Consider the following 21,606-nt stretch of genomic DNA (forward strand, 5'->3'; position numbering starts at 1 on the left):
CCGAAAACCTCCACGGCACAACACCATCGGGTTATCCACCAGCTGTGGATAACCCGATGCACAGCTGTGGAGAACCGATGTGAGTTGTTACCTGAGGTAACCGAATCGACATATGCCGTTGGCCTTTTCGACAGGCACGGCCCGTGCTGGGGACAACGCCCCGCACATAGCACAACGGCCCGGGATCGCCGGGCCGTTGTGTTGTCTTCCGGTATGGAAGGGCTACGTCAGAACGCGGCCTCGTCGAGCTCCATGATGTCGTTGTCGAGGTTCGACAGGACGGTGCGGACGGAGGTCAGCTCCGGCAGGACATTGCGGGCGAAGAACTGCGCGGTGGCAACCTTGCCCTGGTAGAAGGGCTCGGTCGAGCCGCCGTCGAGGGCCTTGATGGCGACCTCGGCCTGCGCCAGCAGCTGCCAGCCGATGAGCAGGTCACCCACGGCGAGCAGGAAGCGCACCGAACCCAGGCCGACCTTGTACAGCTCCTTCGGATCCTGCTGGGCGCCCATCAGGTGCCCGGTCAGGGTGGCGGCCATGGCCTGCACATCCTCGAGAGCGGTGGCGAGCAGCTTGCGCTCGGCCTTCAGGCGGCCGTTGCCACCCTCGCGCTCGATGAACTTCTGCACCTGACCGGCCACGTGGGCCAGCGCCACACCGCGGTCGCGGGCGATCTTGCGGAAGAAGAAGTCCTGCGCCTGGATGGCGGTGGTGCCCTCGTACAGCGAGTCGATCTTGGCGTCGCGGATGTACTGCTCGATCGGGTAGTCCTGCAGGAAGCCGGAGCCACCGAAGGTCTGCAGCGATTCGGTCAGGTACTGGTAGGCGCGCTCGGAGCCGACACCCTTGACGATGGGCAGCAGCAGGTCGTTGACGCGGAAGGCCAGATCCTTGTCGGCACCCGAGACCAGCTCGGCGATATCGGCGTTCTGGTGCGCGGCGGTGTACAGGTACACGGCGCGCAGGCCCTCGGCGTACGCCTTCTGCATGGCCAGCGAACGACGCACGTCCGGGTGGTGGGTGATGGTGACGCGCGGCGCGGTCTTGTCGGTCATCTGGGTCAGGTCGGCACCCTGCACACGAGTCTTGGCGTACTCGAGGGCGTTCAGGTAGCCGGTCGACAGGGTGGCGATGGCCTTGGTGCCGACCATCATGCGAGCGTTCTCGATGACGTCGAACATCTGGGCGATGCCGTTGTGCACCTCGCCGACCAGCCAGCCCTTGGCGGGCACGCCGTGGCCGCCGAAGGTGACCTCACAGGTGGCCGAGACCTTGATGCCCATCTTGTGCTCGACATTGGTGACGAACACGCCGTTGCGCTCACCCAGGGTGTTGGTGTCGAAGTCGAAGTGGTACTTCGGCACGTAGAACAGCGACAGGCCCTTGGTGCCCGGTCCCGCGCCCTCGGGACGGGCCAGCACCAGGTGCATGATGTTCTCGAACAGGTCGTCGGAGTCACCCGAGGTGATGAAGCGCTTGACGCCCTCGATGTGCCAGGAGCCGTCCTCCTGCTGGACGGCCTTGGTGCGGCCGGCGCCGACGTCCGAACCGGCGTCCGGCTCGGTCAGCACCATGGTGGCGCCCCAGTTGCGGTCGGCGATGACCTGCGCCCACTTCTTCTGCTCGTCGGTGCCGTTGTTGTAGAAGACCTGCGCGAAACCGGCGCCGGCGGCGTACATCTGGGCGGCGGGGTTGGCGCCGAGGATCATCTCGCCCAGCGCCCAGCCGATGACGCTCGGGGCGCCGAGGCCGCCGAGCTCCTCGCGCACCGGAACCTTGGACCAGCCGCCGTCCTCGAGGGCCTTGTAGGACTTCTTGAAGGATTCCGGCAGGGTGACGGTGTGGGTGGCCGGATCGAAGGTCGGCGGGTTGCGGTCGGCGTCGGCGAAGGACTCCGCGAGCGGGCCCTCGGCGAGGCGGCGGACCTCCGCGAGCATTTCCTTCACCGTGTCGGTGTCGAGATCACCGTAGGCGCCGCCGTCGAGGAGGCTGCCGATGCCGAGCACCTCGAAGAGGTTGAACTCGAGGTCGCGAACATTGCTCTTGTAGTGACCCATGGCCGTGTACTCACTCTCCATTGAGATGGGTGCGGTTCGGTGGTTGCCGTTCCCGCCCGTCGGTCCTCCGGCTAGACAGCGTAAAGGCAGGCTACTAGCGGGTAACTTATGCGCCATGTTACCCACGGGTAGGGCCTCCGCCAAGAACATCTCGGCCCAATGTGACGAGAAGCACGCGGGTTGCTGATCGCCCGCAGCCGCCTTGCGCCCGAGGGATTTCCGTTGTCGCAGCTTGGAGGCCATCCGGGCAGGTGGGGGTGGGTTGCCGCGCACCGTGCGCGATCACTCACGGTGAGGTCGGCAGGGCGGGGAATCGGACGTATCGGACGCATCGGCAATTGCCGCGCAGCGCCCCGGGGTGTGGCGCGCGGGTCGGCCGGGCGGGTGGATACCGTGCGTTCATGCGCATCGAGACGAGTGCCGGACCGGCCGAGGTGGAGATCGCCCGACCTGCGGGAAAGGCCGCGTTCCTGCTGGTGCTGACGCACGGATCCGGCGGCGGCACGGATGCGAAAGATCTTCTCGCCGTGCGTGATCGGGCACTCGCACTGGGCGGGGCGGTGGCCCTGGTGACACAGCCCTACCGGGTGGCCGGGCGGCGCGCACCCGGCTCGGCCGTCACCCAGGACGCGGCCTGGCTGGAGATCGTCGCCGCCGTGCGCGCGAAGTTCGCGAAACTCCCGCTCGTCCAGGGCGGCCGCAGCAATGGCGCGCGCGTGGCCTGCCGCACCGCTGGCGCGGTCGGCGCGCGGGGCGTGGTGGCGCTGTCGTTCCCGCTGCACCCACCCGGAAAGCCGGAGAAGTCCCGGCGCGAGGAACTGCTCGCCCCCGGGGATATCGAGGTCGTCGTGGTGAACGGGGCACGGGATCCCTTCGGCATCCCCGAGCCCGGCGACGCCGCCGAAGTGCGGGTGATCCCCGGCCAGGCACACTCCTATCGGGCCGGTTTCGACGACATCGCCGACACGGTCGCGACCTGGCTGCGCCGCTGGACCGCGGCCGACTCGACCCGGTCCCGGGCGCGCCGATGAATTTCGGAACGCACCGCCGTCCCCATCGGTGTTCGCCGCAGAGGTGCGCGAGCCGGACGAAAGGAATGACCCGTGGAGACCATCACCACGCCCGCCGGAATAACCCTCGCATTCGATCGGTACGTGGGCGGTGACGCGGGCACGGTGATCCTGATCGGCGGCGCGTTCAGCTATCGCGAATTCCCGAAGATGGTGGAGTTGGCGCGGCGGCTGGCCGACGAGTACGGGCTCACGGTGATCAATTACGACCGGCGCGGTCGTGGCGACAGCAGTGACGTGCCGGGCATCTACAACGTCGAGAACGAGATCAACGACCTGATCGCGCTGCTGGAGGCGGTCGGCGGCAGGGCGACCCTGTTCGGCTGGTCGTCCGGCGCGGTGCTGGCACTGCGGGCGGCGAATTCCGGGCGGGTGCCGGGCATCACGGGTGTGGTGGCCTTCGAACCGCCGGTGGTGGCCACCCGCGACCACTACGTTCCGCCCGCCGATCTGGACAAGAAGCTGCACGAACTGATCGCGGCCGACCAGCGCGGCAAGATCGTGCGCTACTACATGGTCAAGGCCATGGGGGTGCCGCGCATGTTCGTCGCCGCCATGCGCCTGTCCGGATTCTGGAAGAAGCTGACGGCCACCGCGCCGTCGACCGCGCACGACTGGGCGGTCATGGCCCCCTTCATGCGCGGCACCGCGCTGCGACCCGCCGACTGGGCCGGGGTCACGGTGCCCACCCTGGTGATCTCCGGCGGCCGCAGCGGCGCGCTGTTGCAGGCCGGGGCGCGGGCGATCACCGAGGTGCTGCCCGACGCCCGGCACGTGGAGATCCCCAAACTCAGCCACGATCCGGATATCTCGCTGCTGCTGCCGCCCGCCGGTGAATTCATTTCGGGCACCGGCGAATATGCGGATTGGTCACCCGCGAATCCGTAGGCTCGCGACCGAGTCCGATTCATCCCCAGGAGCTATCCGATGCGAAAGATCACCGCAGGACTTTTCATTTCCCTCGACGGCGTCATCGAAGACCCGCAGGACTGGCATTTCCCGTACTTCGACGACGATATGGGCGAAGCGGTCGGCGCACAGCTGGGTGGTGCCGATACGCTGTTGCTCGGCCGCAATACCTACGACAGTTTCGCCGGTGCCTGGCCGGAGCGCGAGGCCGCGGGCGGCGACGACGCCGTCTTCGCCAAATCGCTCGGTGACGCCCGCAAAGTCGTTGTCACACACCGAGAATTGGATTCGGACTGGCGTAATTCCGAGGTGCTGAGCGGTGACCTGCTCACGGCCGTGCGGGCGCTCAAACAAGAGCCCGGCGCGACCGATATCGCCATGAGCGGTTCACCGTCGGTGGTGCGTCGACTGCTCGCCGCCGGTCTGCTCGACGAACTGCATCTGATGGTGCATCCGATCGCGGTGCGCAAGGGAATGCGGCTCTTCGACGAGGGCGACCCGATTCCGCTGAAACTGCTGTCGGCGCGCACCTTCTCCTCGGGTGTGCAGTACCTGGTGTACACCTCGGCGGACGCTCCCGTGGACGGCGGTTACGAGCAGGCGAAAACCCATCTCCCCCATACGGAGCAGGACTAGGACTCCAGTTCCTTCGAAACCTCCGGCGCGGGGGCGGGCTTGGTGGCGATCACCAGGGCGTCGATGGCATCGCGGTGCTCGGTCGGGCGTTGCAGCCGCTCGGCCACCCGCACCCGGATACGGTCGCCGGCCGGGGCGAGATCGGCCACGATGTCCTCGACGGTGAACAGCAGCGCCGGATCCGATTCGCCGCCATAGCCTTCGGTGAGATTGCGGGTGTCGTGGCCGAGGACCAGCAGCACGCCCTCGGGCGAGAGCATGTCGACGGCGCGCAGCAGCAGCGACCGCCGCTGCTCCGCGGGGAGATGCACGTAGGCCAGCAGCACCAGTTCGTAGGGGCCGGTGATCCCGAGGGCGTCGAGATCGGTGATATCGCCGTAGCGCCAGTTGATGCGGTTGCGCACCGACCGGGACAGCCGCGAGGCCACCGTGCGGCCCTTGTCGATGCCGACCTGTGCGAAATCGACCGCGTCCACCTGCCAGCCGTGGGTGGCCAGCCACATGGCATTGGCCCCCTCGCCGCAGCCGAGGTCCAGCACCCGCGGCAGTTCGGGGCGCGGCTCGCCGGGGCCGCCCGGCGGGAACCGCCGCTCCAGCCCGAACACCTGCTCGACCACGGTCGCGCTCGGCGGTGCGCCCCAGACCAATTCGGTGCTGGCGTACTTCTCGTCCCACGCGGCGGCGTCCATACCCCGAGTCTATGAGCGCACCCGGCCCCGTCGGCGGGCGGACATCGGGGTCGCGCGCTACAGCCTGGTGTGCATGAGGAGCACGTTGTACTGGCTGTGCACCGTGGTGAGGAAGTACAGGTCACGCCCGGTCTGGTACGGGAAGATCGACGGTGCGTAGGCGGTGGGGAGTTCCCGCGCGTCGATCAGCACCTCCGGTCCGCTCCACGGCCCCTCCGGGCTGGGCGCGCGGTGCATGACCACCGAATTCCAGGGATCGGTGGTGAGCATGATGTATTGACCCAGGTAGTCGTTCCACATGACCGACATCTCGGCCACCCCGCCGCCGATCACCGGGGTCGCGGCGTTCACGTCCTCGCGCACCCACTTGCCGTCCGAGAAGTACTCGTACTGCGTCAGATCGCCGATGGCGGCCTCCGGGACCCGCGCCAGGAAGGCGGGGTTGTCGCGGCCGGAGGCGGTGCCGTACTCGTAGACGAAGCCGTCCGCCTTCAGGAAGGCGTTCATCTGGAAGTTGGCGTTGCCGCCCTCGTCGGGCCGCCGGGTGGCGGGCAGTTCCACCCAGTTCTCGCCATTGTCGCCGGAGACCGCGAGGCCGGAGAAGTTGGTGGTCCATTCGCCGGGTTCATCCCAGCTGTGCACTGACATGAGGCTCATGTACTGCGCCCCGCCCACCGAGATGCCCGCGGTGGGAATGCGGCTGATCTCGATGAAGGGGATCTTGGGGCTGGGGATGAGGTCGCGGGCCTGCCCGAACCAGTCCCGCACCACCGAGTCGAAGTAGATGCCGTTCGACGGATCCTTGGTGTGCGAGCGGACCAGGATATTGGAGCGCCACGCCCAGGTGCTGCCGACCAGCAGGTTGGGGAAGCCGAGTCCGGCGGTGTCGCCGAAGGCGGTGAGCATCTCGCCGTGCCCGTTGTCCCACATGATGCCCAGATCGGTGCCGAGCACGTTGTAGGACTGGGTGTTGTTCGGGCTGGCCATACCGGTCACCTGGAACACCGCCTTGGTGCGGCCGGGCAGATTGGGCAGGCCGTGGGTGCCATTGAGCACCGGAATGGGGTTGATGGCGTTCGGGTTGGCCGCAGCCGGTGAGGTCGCGGTGAGGAGCAAGGCCGTGGTTCCTGCGATGGCGGACATGAGCAGGGATGCGGTCTTCGTCAACGCGGACAAACCTCCGGTTCTCGCCGAACAGGCGTGCGGGCCGTGCCTAACCTACGGACCGCGCGGTCATTCGGCTCGCTGGCAAAGTGTGAAGATGCTAACAGCGTGACCGGAGTGGGTGGGATCGCAAACCGACTTGTTTGCTGTGAATTGCCTTACTTGTTGTCTTTCCGGCCGAGGGCGCGACGCAGGATCAGCGGCAGCTGAGTGGCCCGCTCGATCGCGAAGGTGCGGCGCAGCGAAGACTCCCAGGAGCGGTCGAACAGCCGTTTGGCGCTCGCCACCGCGTGCGGGGAGCGCACCGCGATGCGGTCCGCGAGCTTCTCCGCCTCGGCCCGCGGGTCCGCGGCCACCTCGGTGACCAGGCCGATGCGCTGGGCGTAGGCGGCGTCCACCGGATCGGCGGTCATGGTGAGCAGCAGTGCCTGGTCGATGCCGACGAGCCGTGACAGCGTCGCCGCCCCGGTCATATCCGGAATGAGGCCGTGCTTGGCCTCCATCACCGCGAACTCGGAATCCGGTGTCACGAAACGGAAGTCGGCGGCCAGCGCGAGTTGCAGCGCGCCGCCGTAGCAGCGGCCGTGCACCACCGCGATCACCGGCTGCGGCAGTCGCCGCCACGCCCAGCAGGCTTCCTGGAAGGTATTCGTCCCGCGCCACGGCAGCGGAATGAAGTTGGGCACGATGGACATCGGATCGCCCATGGCCTTGGCGACATCCAGGCCGCTGGAGAAGCTGGGTCCGTTGCCGGACAGGATGACGGTGCGAATATCACTGCGGTTCTTGATGATTCCGGCGACCCGGACCAGCTCCCGCAACATCTCGACGGTGAGGCCGTTGTGCTTGTCGGGCCGGTCCAGGGTGACGTAGGCGCGATCGCCGGAGAAGGTCAGCTCGATATTGTCGCGTGCCATGCGCGTCCTCACTTCTGGTCCAGGAGCAGCCGCGCACAGCCCTCCGGATCGTCGTAGAAGGGTGTGTGGCCGCTACCGCGCAGGGTGACGTGCCTGGCGGCCGGATGCAACCGGCGGGCACGGCGGCTCTGCGTGGCATAGGTCAGCAGAATGTCACGGTTTCCCCAGGCGATGGTCACCGGGATATCGGGCAGCGCCTCGCCGGTGACCGGCCGCACCCGGGTGAACGAGGCCAGCGCCGCGTCGAAGCCGCCCGCGCCGAGCAGCCCCTCCACGGTGAGCACCGCGGCGTCGGCGGGCAGCTGCCAGGGCTTGCCGAAGACCAGGCCCATGAGGGCGCTGCGCCCCGCGGTACTGCCGAGCAGGGTGGGCACGGCCGGGCGCAGCAGCTGACAGAGGTTCTTGGCCCGGCCCAGTGCCCGCTGACACCAGATGCGACCGGGGGTGTCCCAGAATCCGATGGGGGAGTAGGTGGTGACGCTGCGCGCCAGCCCGCGCGCGGCCAGATCGAGCACGATATGACCGCCCATCGAATTGCCCGCCAGATGCGGCCGCTCGATGCCCTGCTCGGTCAGGAAGTCGGCCAGCGCGTCGGCGAGCGCGGGCACATCGGTGCGCGGAAGCGGCTGGCTGGCACCGAAACCCGGCAGATCCACCGCGATCACATCGAACGACTCCGCGAGTATGTCGATGGTCGGCCCCCACACCTGCCAGCGACTGCCCACCCCGTGCACGAGAACCAACGGATCACCCGCCCCCACCCGGTGATGGTTCAACGTCATGCCAACCTCCCGCGAACTGCACCGACGCCTCACCCTAACAACGCCGCACATCCCGCCAATCGATATTTTCGGCCGTCTCCGGAACCCACCCCATTGGCCTTCTCATCGGTACGATAAAAGGTATGGCAACCCGTAAGGTGACTTTGTCGCTGGACGAGGCCGCCTGGTCGTACGCCGAGCAGGCCGCCGCTCGGGCCGGTATGTCGCCGTCGGCGTGGATTTCCCGCGCCGCGCGGCGCGAAGCGGTCCGGACCGGCTGGGGCCCGTCGCCCGACCCGGCGGATCTCGCCGCGATGGACGAGGCGGAGTTGGCGGCCGCCGAGAAGGAGTTGCGTGCGCAGGGGTGAACTCTGGGTCTACCACCCGCACGGCACGCCCCGACGCCGCAATATCGTCCTCATCAGCAGCGACGGCATCAACGAATCGCCGCGGCCGTGGTTGATCGCCGCGGAGGTGCTGGCCGAGGACCCGCTGGATATTCTCGCCGTGCCCATCCCCGGGCACGGCTGGGTGCACGCCGGGAATCTGGGTCGCATCTATCGCCCCTGGTTGGCGGAACGGATCGGCGTGGTGGACACCGAGACCGAGGAGCGCATCGACACAGCCCTGCGCGCGGCCATGGATCTGTGAGAAGGTTCCTCCGGCATTCCGCTCGTGAGAATCGAGGTACCCGTGAGGATTTCCCTGCTCGCCGCCGCGTTCGTCGCCCTGCCGCTGCTCGCCGCGTGCGGTAGCGACAGTGCTGAGGCTCCCGCCGTCACGCAGGCGGACCTGTCCAAGGCGCTGCAGGACAGCGGCCTTAAGGACACCGCCCTGGCCGACTGCGCGGCGAAGCTCTATGTCGAGGAGGGGATTTCGCAGGACGGGCTGCGCGTCATGATCGACAAGGAAGCCAATGTGACCGGTTCGGTGGAGCCCGAGGAGCTCGGTATGAGCAAGGAGGACTCCGACAAGGCCAAGGCCGCCACCAACCGCATCGTGTCGGAGTGCCTGCAGTAGGCGGCGGCGAGTCCGGATGGGCCGCCATGACCCACCCGGACTCACACCAGGACCGTGATCTCCACCCGTGCCGAATCCCCTGCGGACAACCCCTCTGATATCCGCACGGGCTTCTTCACGGGCAGCAGATACGTGCCCCGCTTCTTGTCCGGGAACAGCGATGTCGCCCACCGGCTCGCGCCGATGACGACCTCCACCCGGACCGACCCGAATCCGCCGACCCGATGCCCGTACATCTCCTCGATCTCGTCGGCTATCGCCTCCGGGACGTTGAGGAAGTACCACGCGGCGGGCCCGTCGTACTCCCAGAGTTCGGCGGTGAACGTGTAGTGGTCGTGGGCCATGGCGGCGAGATTATCCGGGGGGACCGACAGGTAGTCGGTGCGCGCCGGGTGTCGATGACGTTGTCCGCGAGGAGAAGTCCTGCGGCGGCGTGGGGTCGCAGGCGTGGAACGCGAGCGCCAGGACGACGAATGCCGCCCCGGCGATCAGCGCGCCGTTGCGCGAGGTGTGCGGGTTCGGGGGAGAGCTCATTGTTCCTACATGCCTGGGTGCAACTCGAAAAAGGGTATGGCGAAAGAAGAGTCCGGCGGGGACTCGAAAAACAAGACCGGTTAGTCGAATCGAATTGATACCAATCGGCAGGGATTGGTACAGGATGGATCGGCCACCCGCGTCCGGGCGTTACCGCCCGTAAGCTCGCCGGAGTGCGTGACCCCTACTGGAATCACAACACCCATTACCACCCCTGGCTGCTCGCCCAACTGCCGGCCACCGCCGGCACCGCCCTCGACATCGGCTGCGGCGACGGCCTGCTGGCCCGCAAACTGGCCCGGCACTGCCCCAGCGTGCTCGGCGTGGACATCGACGCGCCGGTCCTCGCCGGTGCCGCCCCCGCCCCGAACGTCACCTACCGGCAGGCCGACTTCCGTTATCTCACCGGCACTTTCGACTACGTCACCGCCGTCGCCACCCTCCACCACGTCCCCGTCGACGAGGGCCTGACCGCCCTGCGCCGCCTGGTTGCCCCCGGCGGCACCCTCGCCGTGGTCGGCCTCTGGTCCATGAGCCTGCGCGCCGACTATGACTACCTGCTCCGCTACCCCCTCATCAGAGCCGTCGACCTGCTGCACCGCAAGAGCGACCCACCCGCCCCGACCCACGACCCCGAGGAAACCCTGGACGACATCCGCCGATCCGCCGCCGCGATCCTCCCCAGCGCGACCATCCGCAAGCGCCTGCTCTGGCGATACACCCTGCTGTGGCACAAGCCCGAGTGACGGCTGGCAGCGGCCGCCGGGCCGAATCCGTAGGCTGGGAAGGTGGTATCTGTCCAGCTGCGAACCGCGGTGCAGGTGCCGCAACAGGCACTCCGCTTCTACCAGCGCCACTTTCTGCCGATCGCCGGCATCTCGCTGATACCCGGCGTGCAACGTTGCTTCGTCGTGGTCACCGACCCGTCGGCCCCGGTCGCGATACCGCTGGAGTTCGGCGCGCTGGCCGCCCGGATTCTTCTGCTCGTTCTCATCGTCAGGTGGGCATTCCAGGAGGGCGCACCGAGACCGGGCCATTCCCCGTCACTGTTCCTGCGGCATCGTTGGCCCAGCCTGCTGATCCAGGTGGCGCTGTTCGCCACGGCATTCGCGCTGTGCGACGTGGTGCTCGAGCGGGTGGTCGTCGCCGCGACGACCGGCGACGCCGAAGCATGGAGCCTGGGCCTACTGCTGCTGGTCAAAAACCCCACCGTGATCGCCCTGGCCCTGATCTGGGTCGTGCTCGGCATCCGTCAAGCATGGTGGTTCCACCCGGACGCGACCACGCGATGACACGGCCGCGATCACCGCGAGCCGGAAGTACGGAATTCGAAGGGGAAGAGAGCCGGTGACGGGAATCGAACCCGCACTCTCAGCTTGGGAAGCTGATGTTCTACCACTAAACTACACCGGCCTGCGTCTCGGGACGCGTCCGCGACTTTAGCAGACCGGAGGCGGTGGGGCGCAATTCTTCCCGTCAGCCGTCTACCTCGTGGGGAGCTGCGAGCGTGTGCCAGGGCACGCGCAGGGTGAGGTTGTCGGGCTGGAGGTCGACGTCGTCCAGGTCCGCGTACCGGGTGGAGCGGTGGATGCGGCGGGTGAGCCAGCGGAAGAGGGCGGGGCCGGTTTCGGCGCGGCGGTCGTAGCCGAACAGGCGAATGCGGTGGCGGCCGATGACGAGGCCCGCGATGGTGAGGCCGGCGCCGTCCGCGGCGGGGCGGGCGCGGATGTCGAGCACCACGCCGTTTCGGCCGTCGGGGTCGCGGATCTGGCTGCCGAGCAGGTCTCTAGCTCGCATGATCCGACCCCGGAATGCGGCGAATCACGGTGTCGCGCAACCACTTCTCGGCGGGGCTGGCGGCCTGCCGGGCAGCGTCGGCGGTGATGTGGACCGCCGAATCGACCTTCCGGACCGCTGCCAGGGGCACCTGCCGGGTCCTGCTCCGGCGATCGCCCGCGCCCAAAGCCATGCCCAGCGGTATCCGGAACCAGGGCGGCAGGTGGGCGCGCAGGGCCGCGGGGCCGACGATCAGGCCGCTGACGCGTAACGCGCCGCTCTCGTCCCGGTCGAATGCGATGTCGTCGACCTTGCCGACCGCGTTTCCGTCCGGGTCGACGATCTGACGGTCGAGGAGTTCGGATTCCAGATCCACGGCGGCACGGCCGGACCAGGTCTTCATGCGCCCATTCCTGTCATGATCATCAGCGGAATCGCCGCGACCGCGACGATCAGGACCACCACCAGCCCGGTGAGGCCGACGGCATTGCCCAGCCTGCCGTTGACATGCGCGCCGAGGTACTCCCGATCGTTGGCCACTATCAGCACCGGTAGATAGGTCAGGGGCAGCGCCACCGCCGCGAAGACGAGCGAGTACTCGGTGATGCGGATGGGGTCGAGCCCCAGCTGGACTATCGCGTAGGCGATCAACAGCGACACGGCCACGGTGAGATGGAAACGCGCGGCCCGCACGGGCGGGCGGCTCTTACCCCACGACCAGCCGAAGTACTGGGCCACCATGTAGCCGCACGACAGCCCGGTCTCCAGTGCCGCGCCCACGGTGGTGGCGAAGAACGCGAACAAAGCCACCAGCGTCCCCGCGAGTCCGAAGGCGATCGCGATCGGCAATGCCACCTGTCCCAGGGTCTGCACGTCCACGCCCATCGGGAGCAGGGTCGTCGCGGCCGCCGCCGCGATGCCGAGGGAGAGCAGCCCGCCCAGCGGGAAGCCGAGCAGCACATTGGTGCGTTGGATCCCCAGGCTCGCGGGCGTCCACTTCTCCTCCACGCCGCCGGAGGAGAAGAAGAACACCTCGTAGGGCGTCATGGCGGCGGCGAAGAGAGTGACGGCCGAGAACAGGTAGGTGGGCACCGGCTCCGTGGTCGGCGGCGTCGGATGCGTCACCTGGTGGGTCAGCGCCGACCAGTCGGGGTCGAGCCACCACACCGCCACCGCGAACACCACGATGCTCAGCCCGGCCAGGCCGAAGCCCTGTTCCATGCGCTGGAAGCCGATGTGCCACACCACCACCCACAGCCCGATCACCACCGGCAGTACCCACAGCAGATGGTCGAGTCCGGTGGCCAGTTCGATCACCAGCGCGATGCCGCCGATCTGCGCCGCCAGGGTGAGCAGGGTGACCAGGAAGGAACCGCACAGGTTGAGCAGGGCGGCATGCGGGCCGAGGCGCTCCCGGATGAGATCGAAGACCGGCCGCCCCGTCACCGCCACCACCCGGCCGGACATTTCCGCGAAGGCGCAGATGAAGATCACGCCGACGACGAGCACCCAGGTCAGCCGCAACCCGTAGCGGGCCCCGATCGTGCCGCTGGCGACGATGTCGCCGATGTCGACGAACCCGCCCACCGCGGTGAGCACGCCGAGGGTGAGCTGCAGTGCCCGCTTCATTCACCCTCCCAGTGCTCGATTCGGTCGACCAGTGCGGTCAGGTCGGATTCGATTCGGCGCAGCTGAGCGCAGTCCCCGGCGCGGACGGCCGCGAACTCTTCGTCCAGCAGCCGGCGGGCGCGGTCGATCAGGGTCAGCAGCGGGTCCCGCCGCGGATTCGAGAGGGGTTCGCGCTCGACGTCGCCCGCGGTCTCGCGTAGGACGGACCGGCTGTCGGTCAGCACCGTTTCCAGCATCGGCCGCGGAGCGGGGCTCCGGCAGCCCGCCGTGGTCACCAGTCTCATGGTCTGTATCTGCGATGTGGTGTGGTCGGCCGCCCGGTCCAGCGGACCGCCGGTCGACAGCGCCCAGCTCGCGCAGCCGGTGGATGATACGACCGCAACCGTCAGCAGCAGCCAGGTCGCCACCCGCGCCCGTATCGCCGTCACTGTCCCTCCTTTCAGCAATCTCGGTGCTACCCGGTAGCGCGGTCGTCAATCCGATCAACCGGGTGTGCCTGTCGGTGCGGCGGGCATTCGGCATGCGGGACCGACCTGGGGAGCGGATGTGGAATTCACGGGAATCATGGAGGCGACCGGCACCGCCATCGACGCGGCGGGAGTCGCGATCATCGTTGCCGGAGCAGTGCTCGGATCCGGCCTGTTCGTGCGGGATCTGCGGCGGCACGGGGATGTCGACGACAGCTACCGCGGTTTTCGGCGCCGGCTGGGCCGGGCCATCCTGCTGGGGCTGGAATTCCTGGTGGCGGGCGACATCATTCGCACCGTGGCGGTGTCGCCCACCTACGGCAATGTCGGGGTGCTCGCCGTCATCGTCGCGGTGCGTACATTTCTCAGTTTCTCGCTGGAGGTCGAATTGGAAGGCCGCTGGCCGTGGCAGTCCGGCCGCCGGCGGAGCGGGACGCGGCCCTCTGCCCCGGACGCATCGGAACACGGTGATTCGAGCGAAGTCCCGCAGCGGTGACGGGGGACGGTCGTAGACTGATCACCGGGTCGAAAGCCCGTCCACCACAGTGACTTTGGATGCGCTGGGCGTTTGCTGATCGCGGTTCGGTGTGTCCTGGAGGAGGACGCGATGACCGCGGTGCCCTCGAAAGACGTCCCCCAGCTCGAGCCCGCGCGGCCGTATCCGGCGCGGATGGCCCCGAAGGGGTCGTATCTGTGGCGCATCGTCACCACCACCGATCCCAAGCTGCTCGGGATGATGTACATGGTCACCGCCATCTCGTTCTTCCTGATCGGCGGGTTGATGGCGCTGCTCATGCGGGCCGAGCTGGCGCGGCCGGGGTTGCAGTTCCTGTCGCCGGAACAGTACAACCAGCTGTTCACCATGCACGGGACGATCATGTTGCTGTTCTATGCGACACCGATCGTCTTCGGATTCGCCAATGCGATACTGCCGCTCCAGATCGGTGCCCCCGATGTGGCGTTTCCACGGTTGAACGCGTTGAGCTACTGGCTGTACCTGTTCGGCGCGACCATGGCCACGGCCGGATTCATCACCCCGGGCGGGGCGGCGGACTTCGGATGGACCGCCTACACGCCGCTCAGTCTGGTCGATCACTCCCCGGGGGTCGGCGGCGATCTGTGGATCATGGGGCTGGCCGTCTCCGGTCTGGGCACCATCCTCAGCGGCGTCAACTTCATCACCACCATCGTGTGCCTGCGCTGCCCGGGCATGACACTGTTCCGGATGCCCATCTTCACCTGGAACATCCTGGTCACCAGCATTCTGGTGCTGCTGGCGTTCCCGATCCTCACCGCGGCGCTGATGGCGCTGGCCGTCGACCGGCACCTCGGCGGGAACATCTACGACCCGTCCAGCGGCGGCGCGATTCTCTGGCAGCACCTGTTCTGGTTCTTCGGGCATCCCGAGGTGTACATCATCGCGCTGCCGTTCTTCGGCATCATCTCCGAAGTGCTGCCGGTGTTCTCCCGGAAACCGATCTTCGGCTACACCACCCTGGTGTACGCCACCCTGGCCATCGGCGCGCTGTCCATGGCGGTGTGGGCGCACCACATGTTCGCCACCGGCGCGATCCTGCTGCCGTTCTTCGCCATGATGACCTTCCTCATCGCCGTGCCGACGGGCGTGAAGTTCTTCAACTGGGTGGGCACCATGTGGCGCGGGCAGCTCACCTTCGAGACGCCCATGCTGTGGGCGGTCGGCTTCCTGGTGACCTTCCTGTTCGGCGGCCTGTCCGGCATCATCCTCGCCAGCCCGCCGCTGGACTTCCACGTCACCGACTCGTACTTCGTGGTCGCGCACTTCCACTACGTGCTGTTCGGCACCATCGTGTTCGCCACCTTCGCGGGCATCTACTTCTGGTTCCCCAAGATGACCGGCCGGATGATGGACGAGCGGCTCGGCAAGCTGCACTTCTGGAGCACCTTCTTCGGCTTCCACCTCACCTTCCTGGTGCAGCACTGGCTCGGCGACGAGGGCATGCCGCGCCGCTACGCCGACTACCTGCCCGGCGACGGGTTCACCGCGCTCAATACCGTGTCGACCATCGGGTCGTTCGTCCTGGGCCTGTCGATGGTGACCTTCGTGTGGAACGTCTTCAAGAGCTACCGCTACGGCGAGGTGGTGACGGTGGACGACCCGTGGGGCTACGGCAACTCCCTCGAATGGGCCACCACCTGCCCGCCGCCCCGGCACAACTTCTACGAGCTGCCCCGCGTCCGCTCCGAGCGGCCCGCCTTCGAACTGCACTATCCGCACATGGTGGAGCGCATGCGCAGCGAGGCGGAGGTCGGCTGGTCGGCACGAAAGGTCTCGGAGACCGTGGGTGAGAGCCCTCCGACCGCGGGCTGACCACCTGGCACTACGCTCTTGCGCGTGCTGCTTTCCGATCGCGACATCCGCTCCGAGATCGCCGCTGGCCGCCTCGGGCTCGACCCGTTCGACCCGAACCTGGTCCAGCCGTCGAGTATCGACGTGCGGTTGGACAGCCTGTTCCGGGTGTTCAACAACACCCGGTACACCCATATCGATCCGGCGCAGCGCCAGGACGAGCTGACCACCATGGTCGAGCCGACCGCGGGGGAACCGTTCGTGCTGCACCCCGGCGAGTTCGTGCTCGGCTCCACCCTGGAGGTGTGCAGCCTGCCCGACGACCTGGCCGGTCGGTTGGAGGGCAAGTCGAGCCTGGGCCGCCTGGGGCTGCTCACCCACTCCACCGCCGGGTTCATCGATCCGGGGTTCAGCGGGCACATCACCCTGGAACTGTCGAATGTGGCGAATCTGCCGATCACGCTGTGGCCGGGGATGAAGATCGGCCAGCTGTGCCTGTTCCGGCTGTCGAGCCCGGCGGAACATCCCTACGGCAGCCAGGCGGCCGGGTCGAAGTACCAGGGACAGCGCGGGCCGACGCCGTCGCGGGCCTACCTCAATTTCCCGCTGTCCAACGGGCACTGAGCGTCCACCGGGCACTCCGGCGTGCCGCTGCCCGTCGGACACTGAACGCCTGGTCGAGCCGGAAGCGCGGCGTACGCCGAATCGTCCGCATGTCAGCAAGCATCAGCAGTCCTCGGTGAAGGCTTTCAGATAGGCCGCGGTCTGATAGGCGTACTGGTACACCCAGCGCAGCGGGCCGATGCGGGGGCGGGCGTCGATGACGAGCAGCTCACCGTCCCAGCATTTTCCGAGGATGTAGCGGGTGCGGGAGATGTGCGGGGTGAAGGTCACCACGATCACCCGCCGCCAGCCCTCCGCGCGGGCTCGCTCCGCCAGGTAGCGGCCCTCACCGCGCGTGGTGCGCGGTTCCGGATCGAAGCACTCCACCGCGAAGCTGTAGCCGCCGTGGCAGATCCGGTTCACCAGCGGGCTGTGCTCATACGGATCGGAGATCAGCACCCGGGGCGCGACCCCGTCGTGGGCGAGGCCGAGTCCCAGCTCCTCCCGGCCGTCGTGGGCGCCGCCGAGCACCAGAATGGCGTCGGCCGGGCGCGGGGTGTCGACGCGCGGACGCACGAACACCGGCCAGAGCGCGCCGATGTACACCGACACGGCACACAGCAGCGCGACCGCGGTGACGGTACGACGGGACAGGCGCACGCCGCCGATGCTAGAGCCCGCGCACCGCGATCCCGCACCGCGTGGCGCACGCGTCGTCCGGCCGTGCGAAGCCGACCGCCCTTACCCGAAAACGGCGGGCGGTCTCGGACCTTTCCTGTCGGTGCGCGGGCGAGCCCGGTGCGCGAGGGAGCGTGGATGTCGCTCTCGCCCAGTGAGGTAACGCCCCGTCGCCGGTGTTCGCATCGCCATCCGCGGCCCCGCGCGGCTGTCCCGAATGCGCCGAACCAGGTGGTCGTGGGCGGGTGTACGGAAGACGCGGCAGGCCGTAGTGTGTCACCGACAGGTACAGTGACCCCACCGCAAGTGTGACGCGACGCTGGCCATCCGCAGGCGGCGGCCCGCTCGCACGTCGTGGGAGCGTGAATCGAGATGGGCTGCAGATGAGTTCGGTACTGGGAGTGTCGGTGGGGGTGAGCGCGGTGCGCGTCGCGCGGCCGCTCGCCGAGGCCGATGCCTACTCGCGCGCCGGATTTCAGCAGGCCGAGCCGTTCCACGACGGGTACCGCGGTGCCCCGCAGACCTTCGACACCCAGGACATCCCGGTCGGTGAGCAGCGGGTGGAGGAATTGGTGGCGGACGCGGTCGGCGCCGTGCTCGCCGCCGATCCGTCGATCACCGCCACCGCCATCGCGTATCGGGACGAACAGCACGCCCGCGGTATCCGCGCGGAGCTGGCCCGCCGCCAGCTCATCAATTACGAGCTCATCCCGGATGTGGTGGCGGCGCTGGAATTCCTGGAGTTCTCCGGTGATATCCAGGGTTTCGGCACCGTCGCCGTCTACGACCTCGGTGCATCCGGTTTGTCCATCACGGTGGTCGACACCGCCTCCCGGCAGATCCATCACACCGAGCGCACCAGCGATATCAGCGGCGACTATCTGGACTCGCTGATCCGGGAACAGCAGATCGCCTCCGGACGCATCGCGCATCCGCCGGACGCGGCCGGACTGGCCGCCATGGACGAACTGTGTCGCAAGGCCAAGGAACAACTGTCTACCAGCACGGCGGTGGCGCTGCCGTCGCCCGAGGGGCTGGTGCTGCTCTCACAGGAGAATTTCGAAGCCCTCATCATGCTGGCCGTGGAGTCCTCGGCGCGCATGGCCCGCGATGTGATCCTGCGCTCCGAGCAGCCGGTGGAGGCGGTCGCCGTGATCGGCGGGTGCGCCCGGATTCCCTTGGTGGCGCGGGTGTTGCGGCGTTGGCTCGGCATTCCCGTGGTGGTCGCCGACGGTCCCGAGACCGCCGCGGTGCGCGGCGCGGCGATGCTGGCGCGCCCGGTGCGGCAGCGGCAGCCGCTCGCCCAGCCGCAGCCGGACTTCGACGAACCGGCCCCCCGGCCGCGGTCCCAGCCCACCCACACCTGGCTCTCCGGCGCGGAGCCGGGGGAGCGGTCCGGGCGTCGCCGGGAGATCAGCGTGGCCGGGGTGGCCGTCGGCGCGCTGGTGGTGGTATCCGCCATCGGCGTGACCCTGGGCTGGCGGCCGACGGCCTTCGAACCCGATTCGCAGAGCCGCGATTCGAGCACCACCGCCGAAACCACCTCGACCGCGCCGCGCACCACCTCCGCGCCCGCACCGACCACCGAGGCGACCAACGAATCCGTCGCCGCCCCGCCCCCGCGCTACAACCCCACCACCACGAGCGAGGAACCGCCCCCGCCGAGCGCGAACACCATCACGGTCATCCCGGGCCTCCCCCCGATCGTGGTCCCCACCATCCCCCCGCTCTTCCCACCCGCCCCGGCCGGCCAGTAACCACCCGGTGCTTGCCCCACCTGCCTGGGCCGGACGGTAGTCACCCGGTGCTTGCCCCACCTGCCTGCGCCGGACGGTAGCCACTCGGTGCTCGCCTCACCTCCTGGGCCGGGACGGTAGCCGCCGCGCCGTTCCAGCGACCGGGGCAAGCGATCGGGTCAGCCCCTCGGGCAGCTGGTGCCGAGTTCGCACGAAGCGGTAACGCGCCCCCGCCCTGTCGATCAGCGCCATGCCGCCGTCGACCAGCCGAACTTCGGTCCGCAGGCCGGCTCCCGGTCGGACCGTGGCCACGCCGCGACCGCGCGGCCTGCGGGCCGTGTCGGTGTCGCTCGCCGTGCGACTTTGCTCGCGGGCGCGGACCCCCGGGGAACCCCTGCCATGGGCGGGGCGGGCTTGTCGGACCGCTCGCGACTGGCCAGCTCCAATCACAGCCGTAGTTCGCGTCCGTTCTTCTCGGTGCGCCCACCCGGAGTCGCGGTGCCGCGGCGTGCTTTCCCGGACGATCATGGGTTGCTTGCTCGCGGGGGCGGCTCACGGGGCGCGGGTTGGAGAGGGGGTGGTTACTCCTCGAACCAGTCCTTGGAGTGGCGCGGGCGGCGCGGTGGATCGGGCTGTTCCGGAGTGGGTGGCCACGCGGGCAGTTCGCCGGTCAGCGGCAGCCGGAGTTGGGGATCGGTGGGGTATTCGTCGGTGTACGGAGGCTCGGGTGCGGCGGGCACCGCCGGGTGGGCTCCGCTCTGGGCGGCGAGGGTCCAGGACGGCTGCTCGCCACTCGACGCCGTGGACGTGCGTGGCACCGTGGTCTGCTCGCCGGTGCCGGGACTCGACTGCCGGTGGCCGTGTGTGGGTGGCTCGTCGCCGTGCGGCCCGGCTATCGGTTGTTCACCGGTCGCGGGTGCCGCGCCCCGGCCGGGAGTCGCCGACGGATCGCCGGTCGCGCGCGCTGATTTCCGTGCGGTGGCCGCCGGTTGTTCCCCGGTGGCCAGGGCCGAGTTCCGTCCGGACACCGTCGGTTGTTCGCCGGTGCGGGTCCGGCGTGCGGCGGGCCGCGCACCGGTGCGGCGCGCGCGGGCGGCGGGACGTTTGCCTCGCGATGCCGGTCCGGTGGGGGCGGTGCGGTGCATGTGGAAGGGCCGGGCGAGCATGACGGCGATGCCGGTGGTCAGCGGCACCGACAGGGCGAGGCAGATGCCGCCGACGGCGGAGCGGGTGATCTCGATGGCGACCGCGTCACCGGTGAGGACGTCGCGGATGGAGCGGCCCGCCACGCTGAACAGCAGCAGCAGCGGCAGCGCGCCACCGGCGTAGGCGAGCACCAGCGTGTAGACGGTGCTGGCGATGTGGTCGCGCCCCACCCGCATGGTGGCGGCGAAGATGTCGCGCCGGGACGCCTGCTCGTCCAGCGCGGCCAGTTCGAAGGCGGCCGCCGCCTGCGTGATGGTCACGTCGTTGAGCACACCGAGCGAACCGATGATGAATCCGGCGAGCAGCAGCCCGGTAATGCTGACGTGCTCGATATAGGTCGCCACATTGGTGTTCTGCTCCTCGGACAACCCGGTGAGGTGGGTTATCTCGATGGCCACCCAGGACAGCGCGGCGGCCAGCAGCATGGAGGTCAGCGTGCCCAGCAGCGCCGAACTGGTGCGCAGATTCACCCCGTGCGCCAGGTACAGCACGGCGTAGAGGATCAGCGAACCCGCCACCAGCGCAACGGGAATGGCGGGTTTGCCGTCCAGCAGCGCGGGCAGCAGGAACATCACCAGCACCCCGAACGCGAACCCGAGCCCGAGCAGCGCCCGCAACCCGCGCCACCGCGCCACCGCCACGATGACGATGACGAATGCCAGCACGATCAGTGTGAGCGGCAGCCCGCGCGCGTAGTCCTCGAAGGAGTACATGGGCGCACCACTCGGATCGGACTGGCGGACCAGCCGGATCTTGTCCCCGGCGTGCAGCTCCGGCTGCCCCGGTCCGGGCGCGATCTCGAACAGCGTCTTGTTCCCGGCGTGCGGCCCAGAATCGATGGTGATGATGCTGCGCTGGCAGTCATAGGTATTGGCGCGCGGCGGTGCGGGATCGTCCGGAAACACCCGCCCCAGCGACGGACTCCCGCACGGCCCCCACTCCTGCATGACGACGGTCCCGGCCTCGGTCGTCACCGCCCCGCCCCCCGCGTTCTGCATGGGCAACGGAATCTCGACATGCTGCTTGCTCGGCCACAACCACACCAACCCCACCAGCACGGCCACCCCGATGACCACGAGCAACCCCACCACCACCCGCGCGGCCGTGTCTCCGATCTTGATCGGCCCGGAGTGGCTATGGCTGTGGCTGTGGCCGTGATGGTGATCGCTCACCCGCGCGAGCCTAACGAAAACGATTCCCGCCCGTAGCCGCGAGGGGACTTAGCGGCCGACAAGTCACCGCAAGGCCACAACAAAGCCCACGTCTGCCAAGGTGACAACTGATTTCGCACCGTTCGGGGTAACTCACCGGGAACCCCCAGAATCGTTTCGCACCCTGACCGCCGGCACGCGTACACAAGTGACAACGGCTCTCAGCCGTGCGCTGAAGTCGCGGGGAGGCGGAACAGGAGGCGGGAGGGGCGGCGGA

The 21,606-nt window shown here is 68.5% G+C and carries 24 protein-coding genes, 1 tRNA gene and 1 pseudogene; 12 read left to right on the top strand and 14 right to left on the bottom strand.

Going from position 1 to position 21,606, the window contains the following annotated elements; all coding sequences use genetic code 11:
- Positions 1–227: 227 nt before the first annotated feature.
- Complete coding sequence (locus FOH10_RS32885; protein ID WP_143984471.1) at positions 228–2,054, bottom strand: acyl-CoA dehydrogenase; 1,827 nt, start codon at positions 2,052–2,054, stop codon at positions 228–230.
- A gap of 401 nt (positions 2,055–2,455) precedes the next feature.
- On the opposite strand from FOH10_RS32885, the gene FOH10_RS32890 reads away from it, so the two are divergent.
- From FOH10_RS32890 to FOH10_RS32900, 3 genes are all read left to right on the top strand, one after another.
- Positions 2,456–3,085, top strand: coding sequence for an alpha/beta hydrolase family protein (locus FOH10_RS32890; RefSeq protein WP_143983543.1), 630 nt, complete (start codon positions 2,456–2,458; stop codon positions 3,083–3,085).
- Between the two features lie 72 nt (positions 3,086–3,157).
- Complete coding sequence (locus tag FOH10_RS32895; protein ID WP_039818046.1) at positions 3,158–4,012, top strand: alpha/beta fold hydrolase; 855 nt, start codon at positions 3,158–3,160, stop codon at positions 4,010–4,012.
- 39 nt (positions 4,013–4,051) lie between these two features.
- On the top strand, positions 4,052–4,669 hold the full coding sequence (locus FOH10_RS32900; protein WP_143983544.1) for a dihydrofolate reductase family protein: 618 nt from the start codon (positions 4,052–4,054) through the stop codon (positions 4,667–4,669).
- On the opposite strand, the gene FOH10_RS32905 is transcribed toward FOH10_RS32900, so the two are convergent.
- The 4 genes from FOH10_RS32905 to FOH10_RS32920 all read right to left on the bottom strand — a co-directional run bounded on the left by FOH10_RS32905 (position 4,666) and on the right by FOH10_RS32920 (position 8,221).
- Positions 4,666–5,358 (bottom strand): class I SAM-dependent methyltransferase, encoded by a 693-nt coding sequence (locus FOH10_RS32905; RefSeq protein WP_143983545.1) that lies wholly within the window; start codon positions 5,356–5,358, stop codon positions 4,666–4,668. The genes FOH10_RS32900 and FOH10_RS32905 overlap by 4 nt on opposite strands.
- A 57-nt stretch (positions 5,359–5,415) precedes the next feature.
- Entirely contained in the window at positions 5,416–6,525 is a 1,110-nt protein-coding gene (locus tag FOH10_RS32910) for a glycoside hydrolase family 183 protein (protein WP_411157839.1), read from the bottom strand.
- Between the two features lie 155 nt (positions 6,526–6,680).
- Positions 6,681–7,424, bottom strand: coding sequence for a crotonase/enoyl-CoA hydratase family protein (locus tag FOH10_RS32915; protein ID WP_411157840.1), 744 nt, complete (start codon positions 7,422–7,424; stop codon positions 6,681–6,683).
- Between the two features lie 23 nt (positions 7,425–7,447).
- The gene (locus FOH10_RS32920) at positions 7,448–8,221 is read right to left on the bottom strand and encodes an alpha/beta fold hydrolase (RefSeq protein ID WP_143983547.1); all 774 of its coding nucleotides are present in this window, start codon (positions 8,219–8,221) and stop codon (positions 7,448–7,450) included.
- A gap of 122 nt (positions 8,222–8,343) precedes the next feature.
- Here FOH10_RS32920 and FOH10_RS32925 point away from each other — a divergent pair, with 122 nt between their 5' ends.
- Genes FOH10_RS32925 through FOH10_RS32935 form a run of 3 tightly spaced genes read left to right on the top strand, consistent with a single transcriptional unit; the run spans position 8,344 to position 9,220 of the window.
- A complete protein-coding gene (locus tag FOH10_RS32925; protein ID WP_143983548.1) occupies positions 8,344–8,568 on the top strand; it encodes a hypothetical protein in 225 nt (74 codons plus the stop codon).
- Positions 8,555–8,851 (top strand): hypothetical protein, encoded by a 297-nt coding sequence (locus tag FOH10_RS32930; protein WP_143983549.1) that lies wholly within the window; start codon positions 8,555–8,557, stop codon positions 8,849–8,851. Before FOH10_RS32925 ends, FOH10_RS32930 begins: the two co-directional genes overlap by 14 nt.
- A gap of 42 nt (positions 8,852–8,893) precedes the next feature.
- A complete protein-coding gene (locus FOH10_RS32935; RefSeq protein WP_143983550.1) occupies positions 8,894–9,220 on the top strand; it encodes a hypothetical protein in 327 nt (108 codons plus the stop codon).
- Between the two features lie 41 nt (positions 9,221–9,261).
- On the opposite strand, the gene FOH10_RS32940 is transcribed toward FOH10_RS32935, so the two are convergent.
- Positions 9,262–9,564: a DUF1905 domain-containing protein gene (locus tag FOH10_RS32940; protein WP_039818039.1), complete on the bottom strand. Its 303-nt coding sequence runs from the start codon at positions 9,562–9,564 to the stop codon at positions 9,262–9,264.
- Between the two features lie 10 nt (positions 9,565–9,574).
- Positions 9,575–9,754: a hypothetical protein gene (locus FOH10_RS32945; RefSeq protein ID WP_143983551.1), complete on the bottom strand. Its 180-nt coding sequence runs from the start codon at positions 9,752–9,754 to the stop codon at positions 9,575–9,577.
- A 173-nt stretch (positions 9,755–9,927) separates the two neighbouring features.
- Between FOH10_RS32945 and FOH10_RS32950 the strand changes: the two genes are divergently transcribed.
- Together FOH10_RS32950 and FOH10_RS32955 are read left to right on the top strand one after the other, a co-directional pair.
- On the top strand, positions 9,928–10,500 hold the full coding sequence (locus FOH10_RS32950; protein ID WP_244961475.1) for a class I SAM-dependent methyltransferase: 573 nt from the start codon (positions 9,928–9,930) through the stop codon (positions 10,498–10,500).
- A 69-nt stretch (positions 10,501–10,569) separates the two neighbouring features.
- Positions 10,570–11,046 (top strand): hypothetical protein, encoded by a 477-nt coding sequence (locus FOH10_RS32955; protein WP_143983553.1) that lies wholly within the window; start codon positions 10,570–10,572, stop codon positions 11,044–11,046.
- A 50-nt stretch (positions 11,047–11,096) separates the two neighbouring features.
- Here FOH10_RS32955 and FOH10_RS32960 read toward each other — a convergent pair.
- From FOH10_RS32960 to FOH10_RS32980, 5 genes are all read right to left on the bottom strand, one after another.
- Positions 11,097–11,167 (bottom strand) — tRNA-Gly (locus FOH10_RS32960).
- Between the two features lie 63 nt (positions 11,168–11,230).
- Positions 11,231–11,551 carry a hypothetical protein gene (locus tag FOH10_RS32965; RefSeq protein ID WP_143983554.1) on the bottom strand — a complete coding sequence of 107 codons (321 nt, stop codon included), beginning with the start codon at positions 11,549–11,551 and terminating at the stop codon, positions 11,231–11,233.
- A complete protein-coding gene (locus FOH10_RS32970; protein WP_143983555.1) occupies positions 11,541–11,933 on the bottom strand; it encodes a PRC-barrel domain-containing protein in 393 nt (130 codons plus the stop codon). The genes FOH10_RS32965 and FOH10_RS32970 overlap by 11 nt, the downstream gene beginning before the upstream one ends.
- Positions 11,930–13,159: an NRAMP family divalent metal transporter gene (locus FOH10_RS32975; RefSeq protein WP_143983556.1), complete on the bottom strand. Its 1,230-nt coding sequence runs from the start codon at positions 13,157–13,159 to the stop codon at positions 11,930–11,932. The genes FOH10_RS32970 and FOH10_RS32975 overlap by 4 nt, the downstream gene beginning before the upstream one ends.
- The gene (locus FOH10_RS32980; RefSeq protein ID WP_143983557.1) at positions 13,156–13,587 is read right to left on the bottom strand and encodes a hypothetical protein; all 432 of its coding nucleotides are present in this window, start codon (positions 13,585–13,587) and stop codon (positions 13,156–13,158) included. Before FOH10_RS32980 ends, FOH10_RS32975 begins: the two co-directional genes overlap by 4 nt.
- 118 nt (positions 13,588–13,705) lie before the next feature.
- On the opposite strand from FOH10_RS32980, the gene FOH10_RS32985 reads away from it, so the two are divergent.
- The 3 genes from FOH10_RS32985 to dcd all read left to right on the top strand — a co-directional run bounded on the left by FOH10_RS32985 (position 13,706) and on the right by dcd (position 16,579).
- Positions 13,706–14,122 (top strand): DUF1622 domain-containing protein, encoded by a 417-nt coding sequence (locus tag FOH10_RS32985; RefSeq protein ID WP_143983558.1) that lies wholly within the window; start codon positions 13,706–13,708, stop codon positions 14,120–14,122.
- 111 nt (positions 14,123–14,233) lie between these two features.
- Entirely contained in the window at positions 14,234–15,976 is a 1,743-nt protein-coding gene (ctaD, locus tag FOH10_RS32990) for an aa3-type cytochrome oxidase subunit I (protein ID WP_143983559.1), read from the top strand.
- Between the two features lie 24 nt (positions 15,977–16,000).
- Positions 16,001–16,579 carry a dCTP deaminase gene (gene dcd, locus FOH10_RS32995; protein WP_039818068.1) on the top strand — a complete coding sequence of 193 codons (579 nt, stop codon included), beginning with the start codon at positions 16,001–16,003 and terminating at the stop codon, positions 16,577–16,579.
- A gap of 102 nt (positions 16,580–16,681) precedes the next feature.
- Here the strand turns inward: dcd and FOH10_RS33000 are convergent, their stop codons facing one another.
- On the bottom strand, positions 16,682–17,218 hold the full coding sequence (locus FOH10_RS33000; RefSeq protein ID WP_051037868.1) for a YdcF family protein: 537 nt from the start codon (positions 17,216–17,218) through the stop codon (positions 16,682–16,684).
- Positions 17,219–17,619: 401 nt separating this feature from the next.
- Between FOH10_RS33000 and FOH10_RS33005 the strand changes: the two genes are divergently transcribed.
- Positions 17,620–18,993 (top strand): Hsp70 family protein, encoded by a 1,374-nt coding sequence (locus tag FOH10_RS33005; RefSeq protein ID WP_143983560.1) that lies wholly within the window; start codon positions 17,620–17,622, stop codon positions 18,991–18,993.
- 1,070 nt (positions 18,994–20,063) lie between these two features.
- Here the strand turns inward: FOH10_RS33005 and FOH10_RS33010 are convergent.
- Positions 20,064–21,350, bottom strand: a pseudogene (locus tag FOH10_RS33010) (YibE/F family protein); the annotation flags it as partial.
- Between the last annotated feature and the right edge of the window lie 256 nt (positions 21,351–21,606).

It is taken from the genome of Nocardia otitidiscaviarum (genome assembly GCF_007362295.1).
GTDB classification, from domain to species: domain Bacteria; phylum Actinomycetota; class Actinomycetes; order Mycobacteriales; family Mycobacteriaceae; genus Nocardia; species Nocardia otitidiscaviarum.

Excerpts from the sequence above, each read along its gene's own strand:
- FOH10_RS32890 (WP_143983543.1), top strand. The coding sequence starts at position 2,456 with ATGCGCATCGAGACGAGTGCCGGACCGGCCGAGGTGGAGATCGCCCGA.
- FOH10_RS32945 (WP_143983551.1), bottom strand. The coding sequence starts at position 9,754 with ATGAGCTCTCCCCCGAACCCGCACACCTCGCGCAACGGCGCGCTGATC.
- FOH10_RS32900 (WP_143983544.1), top strand. The coding sequence starts at position 4,052 with ATGCGAAAGATCACCGCAGGACTTTTCATTTCCCTCGACGGCGTCATC.
- FOH10_RS32920 (WP_143983547.1), bottom strand. The coding sequence starts at position 8,221 with ATGACGTTGAACCATCACCGGGTGGGGGCGGGTGATCCGTTGGTTCTC.
- FOH10_RS32970 (WP_143983555.1), bottom strand. The coding sequence starts at position 11,933 with ATGAAGACCTGGTCCGGCCGTGCCGCCGTGGATCTGGAATCCGAACTC.
- FOH10_RS33005 (WP_143983560.1), top strand. The coding sequence starts at position 17,620 with ATGAGTTCGGTACTGGGAGTGTCGGTGGGGGTGAGCGCGGTGCGCGTC.
- ctaD (WP_143983559.1), top strand. The coding sequence starts at position 14,234 with ATGACCGCGGTGCCCTCGAAAGACGTCCCCCAGCTCGAGCCCGCGCGG.
- FOH10_RS32885 (WP_143984471.1), bottom strand. The coding sequence starts at position 2,054 with ATGGGTCACTACAAGAGCAATGTTCGCGACCTCGAGTTCAACCTCTTC.
- FOH10_RS32905 (WP_143983545.1), bottom strand. The coding sequence starts at position 5,358 with ATGGACGCCGCCGCGTGGGACGAGAAGTACGCCAGCACCGAATTGGTC.
- FOH10_RS32940 (WP_039818039.1), bottom strand. The coding sequence starts at position 9,564 with ATGGCCCACGACCACTACACGTTCACCGCCGAACTCTGGGAGTACGAC.
- FOH10_RS32925 (WP_143983548.1), top strand. The coding sequence starts at position 8,344 with ATGGCAACCCGTAAGGTGACTTTGTCGCTGGACGAGGCCGCCTGGTCG.
- FOH10_RS32975 (WP_143983556.1), bottom strand. The coding sequence starts at position 13,159 with ATGAAGCGGGCACTGCAGCTCACCCTCGGCGTGCTCACCGCGGTGGGC.
- FOH10_RS32965 (WP_143983554.1), bottom strand. The coding sequence starts at position 11,551 with ATGCGAGCTAGAGACCTGCTCGGCAGCCAGATCCGCGACCCCGACGGC.